The following is a 16,807-nucleotide window of genomic DNA, read 5'->3' as shown; positions in this document are numbered from 1 at the left end:
GAAGTGCCATGCAAGACGGACGTACGACGCTTTCGAAGTTCCTCATCGACACACTCGACAGGCAGCCGTCGCCCGTCGCCGCCACCGGCTTGTCGGCACTCCTCATCGACGTGGCCGCCGCGATCAAGACGATCTCGTCGGCATTGACGCGCGGCGCGCTCGGCGGCAACTACGGCTCCGCGCAGACGGTCAACACGCACGGCGAGGAGCAGAAGAAGCTCGATATCGCAACGAACGAGATTTTCGTCCAGCACTGCGAATGGGATGGATTGCTCGCGGCGATGGTCTCCGAAGAAATGGAGAGCGTCTATGCGATCCCATCCGCCTACCCGCGCGGCGACTATCTGCTCGCGTTCGATCCGCTCGACGGCTCGTCGAACATCGACATCAACGGCGTCGTCGGCTCGATCTTTTCGGTCCTGCGTTGCAAGGACGGCGAAGCGGGCGAGGCGGGTTTCCTGCGGCCGGGTCACGAGCAGGTGGCCGCGGGCTATGCCATCTATGGTCCCTCTACGATGCTCGTCCTTTCGGTCGGCAACGGGACGCACGGTTTCACGCTCGAGCGCGACGTCGGCAATTTCGTCCTCACGCATTCCGATATCCGTATCCCCGAGGAGACGAGCGAGTTCGCGATCAACGCATCGAACGAGCGATTCTGGGAGGCGCCCGTGCGCCGGTACGTTCAGGAGTGCAAGGACGGCCGCACCGGTTGTCGCGGGCGCGACTTCAACATGCGCTGGATCGCATCGATGGTCGCGGAAGTTCACCGCATCCTGATGCGCGGCGGCGTCTTCATGTATCCGCGCGACTTCAAGACGCCTTCGATGCCGGGGCGGCTGAGGCTGCTCTACGAAGCGAATCCCATGAGCTTTCTCGTCGAGCAGGCGGGCGGTGCGTCGAGCACGGGGCGCGAGCGGATTCTCGATGTGACGCCGAGTGCGCTGCACGAGCGCGTGCCCGTGATCCTCGGCTCGCGCAACGAAGTCGAGCGGATCGCGCGCTACCACCGCGACTTCGATCGCGGCGAGGACAAGCCGTTCACCTCGCCGCTCTTTCAGCCTCGCTCGTTGTTTCTGCCCGAGGCGCCTGTTTGAAGGCGACTCTAGGCCGCACCGAATAGCAAGCAACCATTGGAGACACGAGGCATGTCCGTCAAGCATCCGATCATCGCCGTAACCGGCTCGAGCGGCGCCGGTACGACGACCGTCATGAAGAGCTTCACGCATATCTTCCGACGCGAGCGCATCAATGCGCAGATCGTCGAAGGCGATGCGTTTCACCGCTACGACCGCCTTGGCATGCGCGAAGCGATGCAGCAGCGCGAGCGCGACGGGTTTCGCAACTTCAGCCACTTCGGCCCCGACGCCAACCTGCTCGACGAGCTCGAGGGCCTCTTCGCCTCGTACGCCGAGAACGGCTCCGGCCGGTACCGCCATTACGTGCACGACGACGCCGAGGCTGCGCAGTTCGGGCAAGACGCGGGCACGTTCACGCCGTGGCGCGACATCGAGCCCGGCACCGACCTGCTTTTCTACGAGGGGCTGCACGGAGCGGCCGTCACGGATTCGATCGACGTCGGCCGGCATGCGGACTTGCTCGTCGGCGTCGTGCCGATCATCAACCTCGAATGGATCCAGAAGCTGCATCGCGACCAGACGATGCGCGGCTACTCGCACGAAGCCGTCGTCGATACGATCCTGCGCCGCATGCCCGATTACGTGAACTACATCTGCCCGCAGTTTTCGCGCACGCATGTCAACTTCCAGCGCGTGCCGACCGTCGACACGTCGAATCCGTTCATCGCGCGCGAGATTCCTCAGCCCGACGAGAGCTTCGTCGTCATTCGCTTCGCACGGCCGAAGGGGATCGACTTCCAGTATCTGCTGACGATGCTGCACGACTCGTTCATGTCGCGGCCGAACGTCATCGTCGTGCCGGGCGGGAAAATGGGGCTCGCGATGCAGCTCATCTTCACACCGATGATTCTCCAACTGATGGATCGGCGCGCGCGCGCATGACGCCCGCCGTGATCCCGACGCATAGGGGCATCCCAATGAATGCCATAGCAGAGCCGTCCCCCACGCTTGCGCCAGAGCTCATGGCCAATGCGCTGCGCATGCTTGCCGTCGATGCCGTGCAGCAGGCGAATTCCGGTCATCCGGGCATGCCGCTCGGCATGGCCGAGATAGCGGTTGCGCTTTGGAGCCGCCATTTGCGGCACAATCCGCGCAATCCGGGCTGGCCCGATCGCGATCGCTTCGTGCTCTCGAACGGGCACGGCTCCATGCTGCTCTACGCGCTGCTCCATCTGACGGGCTATGACCTGCCGGTGGAGGAGCTCAAGCGTTTTCGCCAGCTCCATAGCAAGACGCCGGGGCATCCGGAGGTCGGCGTCACGCCCGGTGTCGAGACCACGACCGGGCCGCTCGGGCAGGGCTTCGCGAACGCCGTCGGCATGGCGCTCGCCGAAGCGCTGCTCGCGCGCGAGTTCAATCGGCCCGGTCATCCGATCGTCGACCATTACACGTACGTGTTCCTCGGCGACGGCTGCCTGATGGAGGGGATCTCTCACGAGGCGGCGTCGCTCGCCGGCACGTTGAAGCTCGACAAGCTGATCGTGCTCTACGACGACAACGGCATTTCGATCGACGGTCACGTCGAGGGCTGGTTTGCCGACGATACGCCCGCGCGCTTCGCGTCGTATGGCTGGAACGTCGTGCGCGACGTGGATGGGCACGACGTCGAGGCGGTCGATCGCGCGATCGACTCCGCGCACGGCGCTGGCCGCCCGACGTTGATCTGCTGCAAGACGGTGATCGGCCGCGGGTCGCCGACGAAGTCGGGCACGCACGATGTGCACGGCGCGCCGCTCGGGGCCGCCGAGATTGCGGCGATGCGCGACGCGCTCGGCTGGCCGTATCCGCCGTTCGTCGTGCCGGACGAGGTGCGCGCGCAATGGGATGCGACGGTGCGCGGCGCCGAGCTCGAAGCGCAGTGGGCGCAGCGCTTCGCGTCGTACCAACAGCACTATCCGCGCGAGGCCGCCGAATTCGAGCGGCGCACGCGCGGTTCGTTGCCCGAGAGCTGGACGGCCGCGACGCGCATGATCGTGCATACGGCGAACGGCGCGGGCCAATCGGTCGCGACGCGCAAGGCCTCGCAGCAGGCCATCGAGGCGCTGGCGGCAACGTTGCCCGAGTTGCTGGGCGGCTCGGCCGATCTCACGGGTTCGAACCTGACGGACTGGCCCGCGTCGGTAACCGTGCGCGCCGACGAGCGCGGACTGCATGGCGGCAACTACGTGCACTTCGGCGTGCGCGAGTTCGGCATGAGCGCGGTATTGAACGGTGTCGCGCTGCATCGCGGCTATTTGCCGTTCGGCGGAACGTTTCTGACGTTCTCCGACTATGCGCGCAACGCGCTGCGGATGGCGGCGCTGATGAAGACGCGCTCGATCTTCATCTTCACACATGACTCGATCGGGCTCGGCGAGGACGGACCGACGCACCAAGCCATCGAGCATGCGGCGAGTCTGAGGCTGATTCCCGGGCTCGACGTCTGGCGGCCCTGCGATACCGTGGAGACGGCGCAGGCGTGGATCGGCGCGGTGGAACGGCAGGGGCCGTCGTGCCTGCTGCTGAGCCGGCAGACGCTGCCGTTCGTCACGCGCAGCGATGAGCAGGTCGGTGCGATCGCGCGTGGAGGGTATGTGCTGCGCGATTGGCCTTCCGCTTCTGCAGCGACGGAACCCGGATCGAATGCGGCTTCGCAAACGGTGAATCCGGCATCGATGCGACGCCTCATCCTGATCGCCACGGGTTCGGAAGTTTCGCTCGCCTTAGCCGCGATCGAACCGCTGGCCGAGAAGGGCATTGCCGCTCGTGTGGTTTCCATGCCGTCTACGTCCGTGTTCGAGCGTCAGCCGCAGGGTTGGCGCGATGCCGTGCTGCCGCCCGGCGCACCACGCGTGGCCGTCGAAGCGGGCGTGAGCGCCTATTGGCGGCAATACGTGGGTTTCGACGGCGGTGTGGTCGGCATCGATACGTTCGGCGAATCGGCGCCGGCCGGCGCGCTCTTCACCTATTTCAATTTGACGACGCAGGCCGTCGTGGATGCGGCATGTCGCATAGCCGGCGATTGATGCGCTCGTGACGTCGCCGTTTCCTTCTGGCGGTGACAAGGCACGGCACGGCACGGCTCGGCTGCAAAGATTCCGATCAACTTCGCATCGCAATCCTGAGGAGTCCTAATCATGGCGTTCATTGCACTACGGCAATTGCTCGATCATGCGGCCGAACATGGGTACGGCGTTCCCGCGTTCAACGTCAACAATATGGAGCAGATCCACGCGATCATGCAAGCGGCGGAGGCGACCGCGAGCCCCGTGATTCTTCAGGCCTCGGCGGGCGCGCGCAAATATGCGGGCGAGCCCTATCTGCGGCATCTGGTGCTGGCGGCAATCGAGGCGCATCCCGACATTCCGGTCGTGCTGCATCAGGATCATGGCGCGAGCCCGTCCGTCTGCCAGCAGGCGATCCGCTCGGGGTTTACGTCGGTCATGATGGACGGCTCTTTGATGCCGGATCAGAAGACGCCGGCGAGCTACGACTACAACGTCGAAGTGAGCCGGCGCGTCGTGGATGCGGCGCATGCGGTGGGCGTTTCGGTCGAGGGCGAGCTGGGCTGTCTCGGTTCGCTTGAAACGGGCGAGGCGGGCGAAGAAGATGGCGTAGGGGCGGGGGGCAAGCTTTCGCGGGAAGCGCTGCTGACCGATCCCGAGCAGGCCCGCACATTCGTGGAAGCCACTGGCGTCGATGCGCTCGCGATCGCGATCGGCACCTCGCACGGCGCGTTCAAGTTCAGCCGACAGCCGACCGGCGACATCCTCGCGATCGATCGGATCGCCGAGATTCACGAGCGGCTGCCCAACACGCATCTCGTGATGCATGGCTCATCGTCGGTGCCGCAGGAATGGCTCGAGGTGATCCGCGAGTACGGCGGCGAGATTCCGACGACCTACGGCGTGCCGGTCGGGGAAATCCAGCGGGGCATTGCGCACGGCGTGCGCAAAGTCAACATCGATACCGATATCCGACTCGCGATGACGGGCGCGATGCGCAAGGCGTTCGCGCAGGCGCGCTCCGAGTTCGATCCACGGCAGGCGCTCAAGGCGGCGACGGCGGCGGCTAAGGGCGTTTGCATCGAACGGTTCGAGGCGTTCGGTTGCGCGGGGCAAGCGAGAAATATCAAACCGCTGCCGCTCGAGGCGATGGCGCAGCGGTATCACTGAATGCGCGAGCGGGGTCTGCTATTGGCGAGGCAGATCGATGACAGGCGCAAATGGTAGTTGCTCGCATTGAGAGATCTTGCGAATCCTGCATCGATCTCTAGGGCTTCGAAAGCAGCGCCGCGACGCCACGCGAGCCCGTTTGCGCAGCGATGTCAGCCGCCGTCATGCCGCGGTTGTCGCGCAGCGAGGCATCGGCGCCGCGCGCGAGCAGCAGCTTGACGGTATCCGCCTGATCGTAGCCGGCCGCCCACATGAGCGCAGTCAGATCGTTCTTGTAGCGCGTATTGACTTCGACGCCCGCGTCGAGCAGTCGCTGCACGACGGCCGTATGTCCTTGCCCCGCCGCGTAGACCATTGCCGTCTTGCCGACCTGGTCCGTCGCGCCCGGATCGGCGCCATGCTCGAGCAGCAACGTGACGACGTCATCATGTCCCTCGTAGGCGGCGGCCAGCAGCGGAGTGATTCCATGGACGTCGGCCTGGCGCACGTTCGCGCCGTGCTCGATCAGAAGACGTGCGGTTCCGGTCGCACCTTTCCTGCACGCGGTGATGAGCGCCGTATCGCCTACTCGGTCACGAGAATCCACCACCGCGCCTTCGTCGAGCAATGCTCGCACGGCGTTCTCGTCTCCTGCTTTTGCAGCAACGAGCAGTTGCTGATTCAACGGCTTATCGTCTTCGGCCAACGCGCTCGTCGGCGCGAGCGCCGTCAGTGCAATGGCGCATGCCTCAACGAAGATCGATGCCTTCGTTGGCCACCGCCGTCCGGCCATCGGTCTCATAGTCGATACTCCTACTGCAGGTTGGCAATATAGGCGGCCAGGTTCTCGATATCTTGATCCGACAATCCCTTCGTCACGCTCGTCATATTCCCTGCATCGTTGGTCCGCCGATGCTCGCGAAAATCCTTCAGCTGTTTGACGATGTATTGGGGGTACTGCCCGGCCACGCGAGGGATCTCATTCTGCCCTTTGAACTCGCCGAGGTGACACATCGTGCAAAGCGTGTCCGCCGCTTTCTTTTGCCCGGCTTCGATTTGCGCCGCGTCGGCTTTGACGGTCACCGGCGCCGGCTTTTGCGCCGCGAAGTAGTCGGCGAGATCGAGCATGTCTTCGCGCGACAGTCCGGCCGCGACCGGCGACATGCGCGGATCGCTGCGGCGCCCCTCCTTGAAGTCGCGCAATTCGAGGTAAAGATAGCGCGCCGTCTGCCCGGCGAGGATTGGGTAGTCGGGATTCGTCGAATTGCCCATCGGGCCGTGGCAGACGGCACATGTCGCCGCCTTGGCCTGTCCGGCGGCCGCATCCGCGTACGCGTCCGCCGAAGCGAGGGAAGCCACCCCCAAGCAAAGCAGCAAGCTCGCCCGCGCGAGGCCTGCCCCGCTGATCGGGCGAGCGGCAGCGGTCGATGGCGCCGGCGCTCGCCGTGTATTCATGGCAACGCGAAGACGATGATGGCGTTGCCGCGTTTGTAATCGAGCTGAGTGTTGCCGCCGGCGGCGACGGCCACGTATTGCTTGCCGTTCAACATGAATGACGTAGCGGGCGCATTGACCCCTGCACCGCATTGGAACTCCCAAAGCTTCTTGCCCGTCGCCGCATCGAACGCGCGGAAATAACCGTTGCCCTCGCCGTTGAAGACAAGCCCGCCCGCCGTGGCGAGCACGCCGCCAATCAGCGGCTGGTCCGTCTTGAACGACCAGGCGATCTTGCCGGTATCGACATTGACCGCGACGAGCTTGCCCCACTGCGCTTCCGAAGGAATGACCTTGAACGCGCCGCCGAGCCAGAGCTTGCTGCCGCCCGGATAGGGCGTCTCCTCGACTTGATAGGTCATCGGCTGATGCAGGTTGGCGGCATAGGCGAGGCGTGTCTTCGGGCTGAACGCCATCGGCGACCATTCGACGCCACCGTTCGCCCCGGGAAGCATGCGCGCGCCCTCCGGTGTCGGCAGCGTCCACATGTCTTCCTGCGGAATCATCGCTTCCGAGAATCGGATCAAATGCCCGGTCTTGCGATCGTGGACATAGACGTGCCCGGTCTTGCCCGCTTCGATCACGCCCGGAATCATCTGACCGTCCGGCCCGCGCACGTCGATGAGGATCGGCGGGCTCACCGCGTCGAGGTCCCAGACGTCGTGCGGGATGTACTGGTAGTGCCACTTGTACTGGCCGGTGTTGAGGTCGATCGCGACGAGCGAGTCCGTATAGAGGTTGTCTCCGGGCCGGATCGCGCCGTAGAGATCGGGCGAGGGGTTGCCGACCGCAAAGATCGCCGTATTCGTCGCGCGATCGATCGCGGGCGTCATCCATACTCCACCGCCGAGCGTCTTGTAAAAGTCGCCGCCTTTATCGGCGAGCTGTTTCTTCTCGGCGTCGATGTCGCGGTGCAGGTCACGGCCCGTCGCGTCCTTCGTGGCCCAGACGCCTTCCTGGCCCGTTTCGGGAATCGTGTAAAACGTCCAGAGCGGTTTCCCCGTACCAACATCGAAGGCTTTGACGAAGCCGCGAATCCCGTACTCGCCGCCGTTCGTGCCGATGAGGACTTTATCGTCGACGACGACGGGCGCCATCGTCTCCGAGTAGCCGAGATCGGGATCGCCAATCTGGGTTTCCCATAGCAGGTTGCCGGTTTTCGCATCGAGCGCTATGAGCTTCGAATCGAGCGTGCCCAGGAACAGCCGGCCGCCCGACACCGCCACGCCGCGATTGTTGGGCCCGCAACAAAATGTGATGATCTGCCCCATTTTGTGCGTGTAGTGCCAGAACTCCCGGCCCGTCGCCGCATCGATTGCATAGACGTGATCGAACGACGTGGTGATGAACATGATCCCGTTGACGACGACGGGAGCGGTCTCCATCGATTCATTGAGCGCCGTCTGGAAGATGAACGCCGGTTTCAGCCGTGAGACGTTGCCTTTGTTGATCTGTGCGCCGGGGTAGTAGCGCGTCTGCGCGTAAGAGCCGTTCGCCGAGAGCCAGTCGGCCGTATTGCGCCACGAAGCGTCGAGCCGCTCCTGCGTCACGGGTTGCAGTACGTCGGGCATCTGCGCCGACGTGGTCGTGTTGGTTGCGCGGCTCAGCACTTCTTGTTGCCCGAAAGCGGCCGACGCCGTCAACATCAGCGCGAGCATCGTGAGGCGAACGGGCAGGGTTCCGAACGTGGTTTTCATGGGCGTCTCCTCGCTTCTCTTTTCGGCATTGGCCCGCGTCATCCCGCGCGTGACGGCCATGCCTGATTCAGCGTAGGCGAAGTGCCCCTCTTTTTTCGGACAGGGTAAAGTCGATTACGCCGATCGATGGCGCGGCGAGTCAATCCTCTGACGTTCAGGACTACTCAGCTTTTCTCCTGGTGCTTCGTCATCGTCGTGCCCGGCGCACAGTAGGCGCCCAGATCTTCTTCGGTCCGCTCGACGGCGCATCCCCACTCGAGCGGCGTGTCCTGATTGAAACGCTTGCCCAGCTGCCACGCGATCTCGGCCCGCCCGAGTTGAACACCCATATAGAAGGCATGACCGACATCGGTGCCGAACTGGAGATTCGGATAGAGCGCGAACGGATCCGTGTCGCGCCAATGGCCGTCGCGGTTGTAGACGTGCAGTCCATCGGCCGCCACCTGCACGCGAAAATTCGGGTCGCGCACGCCGCTCGCGAACTCGTCGATCTCCTCGGCGCTGTAGGGAAACGGCCGCCGTTCATGAACGGTCGCAAGCGCGCTGCCGATACCGCCCATTCCCTTGGGCAGCGCCTGAGCCTCGCGCGCGGCGTGCATGACGCGGCGCGCCACGTCGGCTTCGCGCACGGCGCGCCGCGCATGCAGGCTGACAGACGTCGTCAGCACGGCGGCAACGCGAAGCTCGGCCGCCATGCCGAGCAGCACCGCGTTGATGCCGCTCGTATCCGCTTCGGTCAGCTCCGTCACGTTGCCGATGCCCATCATGATGGGCGCGTCGGGATACCGCTCACGTAATGCGACGTATCGCGCGATCGAACTCGCGAGCCCGAACGGAATCGGGTCGAGGATCGGATCGGCGAGAAACGCGCGCCCGCGTGCGGCGAGCGCCTCGATCGCCGCATCGAGCGAGGCGGTATCGCCGGGGTCGCGCGCAACGAGGATCGGTGTCGACGGCACTTCGTCGGCGACCCACAAGGTGTCGAGGTTGAGGCTCATCAAATAGTCGGCGCCCGCGCGTCCGCCGCGCAGCAGCTCCTCCGTGCGCATCGAGTCGACGCTCACACGGAATCCTTCAGACTTGAGCCGGCGGACCGCGTCTTCGAGATGCGGAAACGGCGTTTCCGGCAGACAGCCGACGTCGATCACATCGGCGCCCTGTGCCGCATAGGCCCGTGCGCGTTCGACGATGCCGTCGAGGTCGAGCCTCGGGGCATCGACGATTTCGGCGAAGATCTCCGTCTCGTAGCGAGAGAGATCAACGGTCCGCTTCTTCTGACCGAAGAACTGCGGCAGGTCCTTGACTTCCTCGGGGCCGCGCTCGACGGGCACGCCGTAGTGCGCGCTCAGCGCCTCGAGATCGCCGCGGCAGCGTCCCGGCACGATCACGCGTTGCGCCGAAAGGGGGGACGGGAGGCGCCGTCGAATCATATCGGCCGTCATCAAGGCGGCGACCTGCAGACCGAGTTCGTGGATTTCCCACGTGAACGCCGTCGGCGCCATGCTTTCGAGCACGCGCGTGAGACTCGGCTGCGCGAGGCGGCCCGTCAGGAAGAGGATGTGGTCCATGCGAGATCGAGCGTCGCAAGCCGTTCATCGAGCGCGGCCTCGAGGCCATCGAGTGAGCGGACGAGCGTCGTATGCGCGAAGCGCGCGAGACGCTCGACGTTCTCGAGCTCGATCGCACGCGGTCTGAGTTCCACCCACTCGTCGGGTGCCTGCGTGACCACGGTCGGTTCGGTGTCGCATGCATAGACGATGCCGGGAATGCACTGCTTGCCGGCTTGCGCGTACATGTTGGTCGGCAACGTGTCCGAAATTCCGAATGCGCACTTGGCGACGGTGTTGCTCGTGGCCGGCGCGATGACGATGGTGTGATAGAGGCCGTGATAAAGCATGCCGACCGGCACGCCGCTCGCGCTGTTGTCGCGCACCACGCGAAAGTGCTGCCTCAGCCGCTCGAGCGGCCACCCGTAAAGCGGCAGCACCTCTTCAGCGGCCCTCGAGAGAAACAGGTCGGTGCGCGGCAACCGCAGCGCAAGCGCAAGCGATTCTTCGAGCATGTGCCCGGAGCCGGTCACGCACCACGCGAATCGAGCGTCGGGCTTGAATTCGGTGAGACGGCGAGCGGGCTCGTGACTCATGCGTCGAGCGTGACCGGCGAGCCGTCGTGCGAGAGGCGGATATGCAGTCGATGCATCTTCCGGTAAAGCGTATTGCGACTGATACCGAGCGCCTTCGCGACGTTGCTGACGTTCCACCGATGTTCGTCGAGCATGGCGAGCACGGTTTCGCGCTCGTTGAGCTGGATCGCGTTGAGCGAGGAGATATCGGCATCCTCGGCGAGATGCGGCAACTCGGGCGCCGCGATGCGCGACGGCGCGGCAGGCGCCACCGCAATGCTTGCCGGAGGTTGGCTTGCCTGCAGCACCTCGGGCGGCAGGTGCGCGCACTCGATCAGATGGCCGTCACAAAGCGCGATCGCCATCTTCAGCACGTGGCGCAACTGGCGGATGTTCCCGGGCCACGCGTAGCCGAGCAGCGCGCGTTGCGCCTCGGGCGTGAGCTCGGGCACGTCGGTGCCTTCGCACTCGGTCTCGAGCAGGTGATGAATGAGCGGCAGTTTATCGATGCGCTCGGCGAGCGCCGGCAGGTTGATCTCGATCCCCTTCAGTCGATAGTAGAGGTCCTCGCGAAACTGTCCGCTCTGCACGAGTTCGAGCAGATTGCGGTGGCTTGCGCTGATCAGCTGGAAATCGACTTTCACCGTCGTTTCCGCGCCGAGCGGCGTAACCTCGTGCTCCTCGATGACGCGCAAGAGCCTCGCCTGCAGCGCGAGCGGCATATCGCCGATTTCGTCGAGAAAGAGCGTGCCGCCGTTGGCTTGAACGATCTTGCCGCGCCGGCCTTCGCGCTGCGCGCCGGTGAAGGCGCCCGCGCGATAGCCGAAGAGCTCGCTTTCGATCAGGTTCTCGGGCAGCGAGGCGCAGTTCACGGGCACGAACGGGCCATTGGCAAGCGGGCTGATGCCGTGCAACGCCTGCGCGAAGACTTCCTTGCCCGTGCCGGTCTGGCCGCGCAGCACGATCGGGATCTTGCGCTGGATCACGCGTGCAGCCAGTTGAATTTGCGACGCCATGCGCGGATCGCCGAACTCGAGGTGCGAAATCTTGTCGAGGCGGCTCGCCGTCGCGGGCGCATGGGGCTCGCGCGCTGGCCGGCGCACCGTGGGATCGGTGACGAAAACGCGCGTCGTGCTCGCCGCGCTGCCGGCTTGCGCCGTCTGCGCGACGAGAAAGAAGCGATTCGTGCCGTTCGCGCTATAGACGGTGATCGGATGGAACGATCCGCGTATGCTGCGCGCGATCATCTCCTCGATCGACGCGTTGAAGGCCTCGTCGATCCGCTTGCTGCGCAACTCTTCGAGCGAGCGGCAGCCGAGCTGGAACGCGGCGCTGCGGTTGGCGGCGAGCACCGTGCCGTCGTCGTCGACGGCGATCTTGCCGCCGTGCAGCGTGCCGACGAACTCCGGTCGACTGTGAAACTGGATGATGTTCGCGTGGCGGTAGCGCGAGGAGAGCAGCCGATTCTCGATCATCTGCCTCGACATGCCGACGAGCACGAGCGAATGTTGCTGCAAGAGCTTCGAGCGGCTCGTCACATCGAGCACGCCGGCGATCTCGCCGCGATCGTCGAAGATCGGCGCGGCCGAGCAGGTGAGCGACGTATAGCGCGCATAAAAGTGATCCTGCTGGCAGACGGCCACGCAATCGCGTTCGGCGATGCTCGTGCCCATGCCGTTCGTGCCGGCTTCGCGCTCGCTCCAGAGCGCGCCGATCCGGAAGCCGTCCACGGCGACCGCTTCGGCGAACGGCGTGGACGATACCTGATGGACGATCACGCCGTCGGCGTCGACGAGCACGACCGCGAGCTCGGGATCCGCGAGCTGCTGGTAAAGCGTCGTCATCTCGAGCTTCGAGCACGCGATCAAATCGCCGACCGCTTCGCGCCGCTCCGCGAGCTCGTGCTCGGTCAGCACGGGCGGCGTCACGAACCGGCCGGGATCGAGGCGAAACTCGTTGATGCAACGCGCCCACGATTGCGCGACGGGCTCGCTCATCGGACGGGACGGCAAGTGGTGATTCACTACGTTCAGTACTTCTCTGACGTGCGCACTGCTGTCAGCGAGCAATGACATGGGGTTGTCTCCACGGCGTGCAACATCGCAGGGTATGCGGACAAGATGCATGGGCCGCTGCGAGTGCCGCTCTATTTAACGTTGTCCCCTTCGCACCGCGGTTCATCCTCTACCGCGCGCGCCACGGCTTCGGCCTGCTTCGCCCCTTGCGGCGGGTCTGATCAGGCGTCATGCGATCGGTCGAAACATCCGATCTGTCTCAAAAACTTTACCCTCGATGGCGCGCCTGTTCAATAAGTAGTCGCATTATGTGAGACACCACGCGCGCGATTCTTGCTTTACTTGCCGGACGTGTCTCGCGTCGCCGCCACGGCTCGCCATTGTTGCAGGTTCGGCACAAGCTGTCGCGCGACCGAGATTGTTCTGCTTTTCGTCCCCTATTGCCGAACCACGGCGGAGCCTCAATCATGGATCGTATCGACACCACTCGGCTTGCGCCGTTTCCGTCCGGACCCCATGCGGAAGAGCCGGCAATCGCCGGATCGCCGCACAGCCGGCCGGCCGTCGCCCAGGCGCTCGATATCGTTTTCATCGAAGGCTTCGTGGGACAGACGGTAATCGGAATCGACGCCCCCGAGCACCACGCGCCGCAGCCGGTGCGCATGGACCTCGCCGTCGGCGTGCCGATGCTGAAAGCCTGCGTCACCGACCGCATCGAAGATACGATCAATTACGCCGAAGTACGAGGCGCGCTGCATGCGCTACTCGCGTCGCACGGCGTCGAGCTGCTCGAGGCGCTTGCCGAGAAGGTCGCGCACTTGCTGATTCGCGACTTCGGCGCGCATTGGGTGCGTGTCTCGATCGCCAAGCCGGCCAAGTTCGACGATGTGACCGCGGTCGGCGTGACGATCGAGCGGCGTCGCGGCGCGCGGCCGAGCGTCGCCGGTACCTGGGCCGCGCTCGGGGCGGGGTTCGTTCCGAACTGAGCCCGGCCGGGGCTTCGCCGCTCGAAAGCGGGGAGCCGGGGCCTGTGCCGCCGAGTCAGTCGGTTATCGCTGTGGCAAACCGCAAGCGCGATACGCGTCGGCCTGCAAAGTCTTGAACGACTTCGTCTGATGCCTCGCCGTATCGGTGCGGAACTCGGCACCGCCTTGGCCGCCTAGAGACGCATACTTCGCGAACGTCGATTCGTCCACGAACTCGTCGTACGGAATGACCGCGGCGATTTTGTCGATCACGCACGAGCATTTGTAGACGTTGGCGAAATCGTGCCCGTTGTCGTCCATGCAGGTCAGCACATATTCGACGCGGCCTTGCGTCGGATAATCGTAGCCTCCGTGAGCGGCACGCGGGTCGACCGTATCGCTGCCGGCGGCCAACGCATAACCGCCCCATGCCAGGCAGGCGCCAGCGATCAATGCGCGACATCGGGTTCTCATCTTTGCCGCCTCTCTCGGTTGTCTCCTCTATCCACGATATGCATAACCGTTGCGGGTGTCGATTGGAGTAAACGCTCCGGCAAAATCCCGATGCCGCAGCGTCCCGGGGGGCACGCGCCCCCCGGCCGGAACGAGCATGACCGCCTGCTCGCCTCGAAAGTGGGACGCGTTACTTCGGCGAGAACGGGTGGTGGACGGATGCCTTTTGCGAAACCACGTCGGCCGCGGTCGGCGTGCCGGCGATCGCGCGTTCGATGGATTCCCTCGTCGCTTTGTAGTTGAAGTCGAAGATCTTGGTGTCGTCCTCGGCCTCCCAGTGGATGAACACGCCGACGCAGATGAAGATGTCGTCGGCTTCATCCTTCGGGATCGTACCGGCCTCGACGCAGTCCGCCACGGCGCGCGCGACAGCGGCTTGCGCGGGACCGAACATCTGCACCGCTTGCTTCGCGCCTTTGATCGTCACCTTGTTGAACAGCACCGTATTGGGCTTGGTGGGCAGGTTCGGCGCGACGACCGCGAGCAGCGTCGTGAAGCCGTCTTTGTTGTTGGTCAGTGCGTTGCAGAACGCGGTCTCCGCGGCCGAACCGCGCGGTCCCATGATGAGGTCGACGTGCGCGACCTCATTGCCGTCGCCGATAAGCGACTCACCTACCAGGACGCGATTGATCTTGGCCATGCTCTTCCTCCAATCGGTGGATATGGACTTTCTGTGTGTTGGGCGCCCTCGAGCGATTTGTGCGGCGCGCCGTTCATGCGAGGGCGCATGCCGGGCGCGTAGTTGTCGAATCGATGCACGGTGGCGTTACCTAACAGTTTTCATGCCAGTCGGGGCGCGATCGCCGCGGCGCCATCTTCCGCTCGGCTCATGGGGTGGCGGCGCTCAACACCACGAACATCGTGGCCACCGCGAGGTCCGCGCTGGTGCCCGGGTTCAGTCCGCGCGTCTTCAGTTCGGAGTCCCAACGATCGAGCTCCACTGCGGCCGCCGGCTCATCATTCGTCAGTGCGTTGCGCCAGCGCGCATGCTGCGAGCGCGCCGCGAGCGTGACACTCTGCGCCAGCGGCACGCCGTGCTTGCGCACAATGTGCGAATCGGGCCAACCGCTCAGATACGTGAAGAAGGCTTCGAGAATCGCGAGCTCGCGGTGTTGCTCCGGCATGTCGAGCACGGCGGGCAGGCCGCGCTCGAAGATATCGGCGAACCCGTTCGCATACTGGCGTGCGATGCTGTCGCGCTCCGCGGCAAGCGACATCGCCGTTCGCAGATCGACGGTCGGCTCGGCATGGACGGATTGCTCGGGCGCGTCGCCGAGCCCGCCCGGGTTCGCCAGCGCGATGGCGCGGTAGGCCGCGCGCGCGTCGTCGACGGTGAGCCGCGCGAGCGTGCGCTCGAGTTCGGCGCGCCAGGCGCTCGCGCGCGGCGGTGCCGTGAACGCGTCGAGCGCGGCGGCCAGCGGCGCCACGAGCAGGACGATGCCGAGGTTGGTGTTGCAATCGACGGCCGCGCGCGTCGCGCGGATCGCTTCGAAAATGCGCGTGCCGACGGACGCGCCGCTTATGAAGAGCGGACCAGCCGACGCCTTCGCGCTTGCGATGAACTGCGCGGCGACCATGCCGTGCCCCGCACTTTGCGCGCTGACGTTGCCCGGTTTGGCAACCTCGACGTCGAGCCGGCAAGCCGCGAGAAACGCGCTATAGGCTTTCGCGAGCAAGGGTTGGTGAGAATGGAGCGCTTCAACCATGACGCTGAGGGAGTGCCACGATGCCGGCGCCGTCGACGCCGGTTTCGCTACGGATCGCCGCGAGCTTGCGATCGAGCAGATCGTCGACGAGCGCGCGCGCGATGTCGACTTCGACGACCGATTGCAATCCGCGCCAGGCCGCGACGCCATTGACTTCGAGCACGAGCGGTTCGTCGGCTCGATCGGGGTTTGGAATCAGGTCGACGCCGGCATAGTCGAGCTCGAGCGCGCGGGCGGCGCGAATGGCCGTTTGCGCAAGCGCCGCGTCGAGCTCGGCGCGCTCGCATCGCGCACCACGTGCGAAATTGTGGATCCAGCCTTTGCCGCCGACCCGCCGCATCGCCGCAACGGCCTGGCCGCCGATGACGAGCACGCGCCAGTCGAACCCCGCGCCCCGGCGTGCGTGCTCCACATAACGCTGCAAGTAAGCAACCTCGTGATAAGCCGCGAGCGATGGCAGCGGTGCAAGCTGCCCGGCCGACGGCCCACGACGCTTCGCACCGACGCGCCGCAAGCCGCGGCCTTGCGATCCGAACAGCGGTTTGACGACAAGACGCCGCCCCGCGGCGGCTTCGCGCATGACGAGCCTTTGTGCGAACGCGCTCGATTCCGACGCCCAGGCTGCCGGCGTCGGCACGCCGTGACGATGCAGCAAAAAGCTCGTCATCGACTTGTCGACGCTGCGCTCGATCGCGCGCGCATCGTTGTAGACGGGCACGCCGAGCTCGCGCAGCGCGTGCAGAATACCGAGCCTCAGCGTCACCTGCTCGAACGTGCCGCCTGCTATTGCCCGCACGAAGACGGCGTCGGGCAGGCCGCGACCGAAGCCGGGCACGGCGAGCCCGTGCGGCGCCCATGTCGTATCGATGCGGCAGTCGGCCAGATCGACGCAACGCGCCTCGACGCCGCGCGCGCGCAGCGCCTTCTTCAGGCGGCCCGTGTGCCAGCCGGTCTCGTCGGTCATGATCGCGACGCGCAGATGGCTCGGCGTCGCCATCGTATCGAGATCGGGGAGAGAAGCGATCG

General features: G+C 65.1%; 15 protein-coding genes. 5 read left to right on the top strand and 10 right to left on the bottom strand.

Going from position 1 to position 16,807, the window contains the following annotated elements:
• Positions 1 to 8: 8 nt before the first annotated feature.
• The 4 genes from C9I57_RS05715 (at position 9) to fba (ending at position 5,290) form a co-directional block, all read left to right on the top strand.
• Complete coding sequence (locus tag C9I57_RS05715; protein WP_107149649.1) at positions 9 to 1,094, top strand: class 1 fructose-bisphosphatase; 1,086 nt, start codon at positions 9 to 11, stop codon at positions 1,092 to 1,094.
• A 51-nt stretch (positions 1,095 to 1,145) separates the two neighbouring features.
• The gene (locus C9I57_RS05710) at positions 1,146 to 2,018 is read left to right on the top strand and encodes a phosphoribulokinase (protein WP_107149648.1); all 873 of its coding nucleotides are present in this window, start codon (positions 1,146 to 1,148) and stop codon (positions 2,016 to 2,018) included.
• 35 nt (positions 2,019 to 2,053) lie between these two features.
• Entirely contained in the window at positions 2,054 to 4,141 is a 2,088-nt protein-coding gene (gene tkt / locus C9I57_RS05705; protein WP_107149751.1) for a transketolase, read from the top strand.
• Positions 4,142 to 4,252: 111 nt separating this feature from the next.
• Positions 4,253 to 5,290, top strand: coding sequence for a class II fructose-bisphosphate aldolase (gene fba, locus C9I57_RS05700; protein WP_107149647.1), 1,038 nt, complete (start codon positions 4,253 to 4,255; stop codon positions 5,288 to 5,290).
• 97 nt (positions 5,291 to 5,387) lie between these two features.
• Here the strand turns inward: fba and C9I57_RS05695 are convergent, their stop codons facing one another.
• The 6 genes from C9I57_RS05695 to C9I57_RS05670 all read right to left on the bottom strand — a co-directional run bounded on the left by C9I57_RS05695 (position 5,388) and on the right by C9I57_RS05670 (position 12,657).
• Positions 5,388 to 6,062 carry an ankyrin repeat domain-containing protein gene (locus C9I57_RS05695; protein ID WP_107149646.1) on the bottom strand — a complete coding sequence of 225 codons (675 nt, stop codon included), beginning with the start codon at positions 6,060 to 6,062 and terminating at the stop codon, positions 5,388 to 5,390.
• 20 nt (positions 6,063 to 6,082) lie between these two features.
• Positions 6,083 to 6,724: a c-type cytochrome gene (locus C9I57_RS05690; RefSeq protein ID WP_258187513.1), complete on the bottom strand. Its 642-nt coding sequence runs from the start codon at positions 6,722 to 6,724 to the stop codon at positions 6,083 to 6,085.
• On the bottom strand, positions 6,721 to 8,409 hold the full coding sequence (locus C9I57_RS05685) for a pyrroloquinoline quinone-dependent dehydrogenase (protein ID WP_440130180.1): 1,689 nt from the start codon (positions 8,407 to 8,409) through the stop codon (positions 6,721 to 6,723). The genes C9I57_RS05690 and C9I57_RS05685 overlap by 4 nt, the downstream gene beginning before the upstream one ends.
• A gap of 215 nt (positions 8,410 to 8,624) precedes the next feature.
• Complete coding sequence (locus C9I57_RS05680) at positions 8,625 to 10,028, bottom strand: DUF6513 domain-containing protein (protein WP_107149645.1); 1,404 nt, start codon at positions 10,026 to 10,028, stop codon at positions 8,625 to 8,627.
• Positions 10,007 to 10,603 carry a flavoprotein gene (locus C9I57_RS05675; protein ID WP_107149644.1) on the bottom strand — a complete coding sequence of 199 codons (597 nt, stop codon included), beginning with the start codon at positions 10,601 to 10,603 and terminating at the stop codon, positions 10,007 to 10,009. The genes C9I57_RS05680 and C9I57_RS05675 overlap by 22 nt, the downstream gene beginning before the upstream one ends.
• Positions 10,600 to 12,657 carry a sigma-54-dependent Fis family transcriptional regulator gene (locus C9I57_RS05670; RefSeq protein WP_107149643.1) on the bottom strand — a complete coding sequence of 686 codons (2,058 nt, stop codon included), beginning with the start codon at positions 12,655 to 12,657 and terminating at the stop codon, positions 10,600 to 10,602. The genes C9I57_RS05675 and C9I57_RS05670 overlap by 4 nt, the downstream gene beginning before the upstream one ends.
• A gap of 407 nt (positions 12,658 to 13,064) precedes the next feature.
• Between C9I57_RS05670 and C9I57_RS05665 the strand changes: the two genes are divergently transcribed.
• Positions 13,065 to 13,583 (top strand): dihydroneopterin aldolase, encoded by a 519-nt coding sequence (locus tag C9I57_RS05665; RefSeq protein ID WP_107149642.1) that lies wholly within the window; start codon positions 13,065 to 13,067, stop codon positions 13,581 to 13,583.
• A 63-nt stretch (positions 13,584 to 13,646) separates the two neighbouring features.
• Here C9I57_RS05665 and C9I57_RS05660 read toward each other — a convergent pair whose 3' ends face one another.
• The 4 genes from C9I57_RS05660 to C9I57_RS05645 all read right to left on the bottom strand — a co-directional run bounded on the left by C9I57_RS05660 (position 13,647) and on the right by C9I57_RS05645 (position 16,778).
• Positions 13,647 to 14,036, bottom strand: coding sequence for a hypothetical protein (locus C9I57_RS05660; protein WP_107149641.1), 390 nt, complete (start codon positions 14,034 to 14,036; stop codon positions 13,647 to 13,649).
• Positions 14,037 to 14,205: 169 nt separating this feature from the next.
• Positions 14,206 to 14,715, bottom strand: a complete 510-nt coding sequence (gene fae / locus C9I57_RS05655) for a formaldehyde-activating enzyme (RefSeq protein WP_107149640.1) — start codon at positions 14,713 to 14,715, stop codon at positions 14,206 to 14,208.
• Between the two features lie 187 nt (positions 14,716 to 14,902).
• On the bottom strand, positions 14,903 to 15,781 hold the full coding sequence (locus tag C9I57_RS05650) for a triphosphoribosyl-dephospho-CoA synthase (protein ID WP_107149639.1): 879 nt from the start codon (positions 15,779 to 15,781) through the stop codon (positions 14,903 to 14,905).
• Positions 15,774 to 16,778: an ATP-grasp domain-containing protein gene (locus tag C9I57_RS05645; RefSeq protein WP_107149748.1), complete on the bottom strand. Its 1,005-nt coding sequence runs from the start codon at positions 16,776 to 16,778 to the stop codon at positions 15,774 to 15,776. Before C9I57_RS05645 ends, C9I57_RS05650 begins: the two co-directional genes overlap by 8 nt.
• Positions 16,779 to 16,807: the final 29 nt, after the last annotated feature.

The organism is Trinickia symbiotica, from assembly GCF_003028655.1.
In the GTDB taxonomy this organism is placed as follows: domain Bacteria; phylum Pseudomonadota; class Gammaproteobacteria; order Burkholderiales; family Burkholderiaceae; genus Trinickia; species Trinickia symbiotica_A.
This window is presented reverse-complemented; position numbering and strand designations above follow the sequence as displayed.

What these genes read in the sequence shown, in the direction of transcription:
- C9I57_RS05715 (WP_107149649.1), top strand. Translation starts at nt 9, where the DNA reads ATGCAAGACGGACGTACGACGCTTTCGAAGTTCCTCATCGACACACTC.
- C9I57_RS05665 (WP_107149642.1), top strand. Translation starts at nt 13,065, where the DNA reads ATGGATCGTATCGACACCACTCGGCTTGCGCCGTTTCCGTCCGGACCC.
- C9I57_RS05675 (WP_107149644.1), bottom strand. Translation starts at nt 10,603, where the DNA reads ATGAGTCACGAGCCCGCTCGCCGTCTCACCGAATTCAAGCCCGACGCT.
- fba (WP_107149647.1), top strand. Translation starts at nt 4,253, where the DNA reads ATGGCGTTCATTGCACTACGGCAATTGCTCGATCATGCGGCCGAACAT.
- C9I57_RS05695 (WP_107149646.1), bottom strand. Translation starts at nt 6,062, where the DNA reads ATGGCCGGACGGCGGTGGCCAACGAAGGCATCGATCTTCGTTGAGGCA.
- C9I57_RS05660 (WP_107149641.1), bottom strand. Translation starts at nt 14,036, where the DNA reads ATGAGAACCCGATGTCGCGCATTGATCGCTGGCGCCTGCCTGGCATGG.
- C9I57_RS05685 (WP_440130180.1), bottom strand. Translation starts at nt 8,409, where the DNA reads ATGTTGACGGCGTCGGCCGCTTTCGGGCAACAAGAAGTGCTGAGCCGC.
- C9I57_RS05710 (WP_107149648.1), top strand. Translation starts at nt 1,146, where the DNA reads ATGTCCGTCAAGCATCCGATCATCGCCGTAACCGGCTCGAGCGGCGCC.
- C9I57_RS05670 (WP_107149643.1), bottom strand. Translation starts at nt 12,657, where the DNA reads ATGTCATTGCTCGCTGACAGCAGTGCGCACGTCAGAGAAGTACTGAAC.
- C9I57_RS05650 (WP_107149639.1), bottom strand. Translation starts at nt 15,781, where the DNA reads ATGGTTGAAGCGCTCCATTCTCACCAACCCTTGCTCGCGAAAGCCTAT.
- fae (WP_107149640.1), bottom strand. Translation starts at nt 14,715, where the DNA reads ATGGCCAAGATCAATCGCGTCCTGGTAGGTGAGTCGCTTATCGGCGAC.
- tkt (WP_107149751.1), top strand. Translation starts at nt 2,054, where the DNA reads ATGAATGCCATAGCAGAGCCGTCCCCCACGCTTGCGCCAGAGCTCATG.
- C9I57_RS05680 (WP_107149645.1), bottom strand. Translation starts at nt 10,028, where the DNA reads ATGGACCACATCCTCTTCCTGACGGGCCGCCTCGCGCAGCCGAGTCTC.
- C9I57_RS05645 (WP_107149748.1), bottom strand. Translation starts at nt 16,778, where the DNA reads ATGGCGACGCCGAGCCATCTGCGCGTCGCGATCATGACCGACGAGACC.
- C9I57_RS05690 (WP_258187513.1), bottom strand. Translation starts at nt 6,724, where the DNA reads ATGAATACACGGCGAGCGCCGGCGCCATCGACCGCTGCCGCTCGCCCG.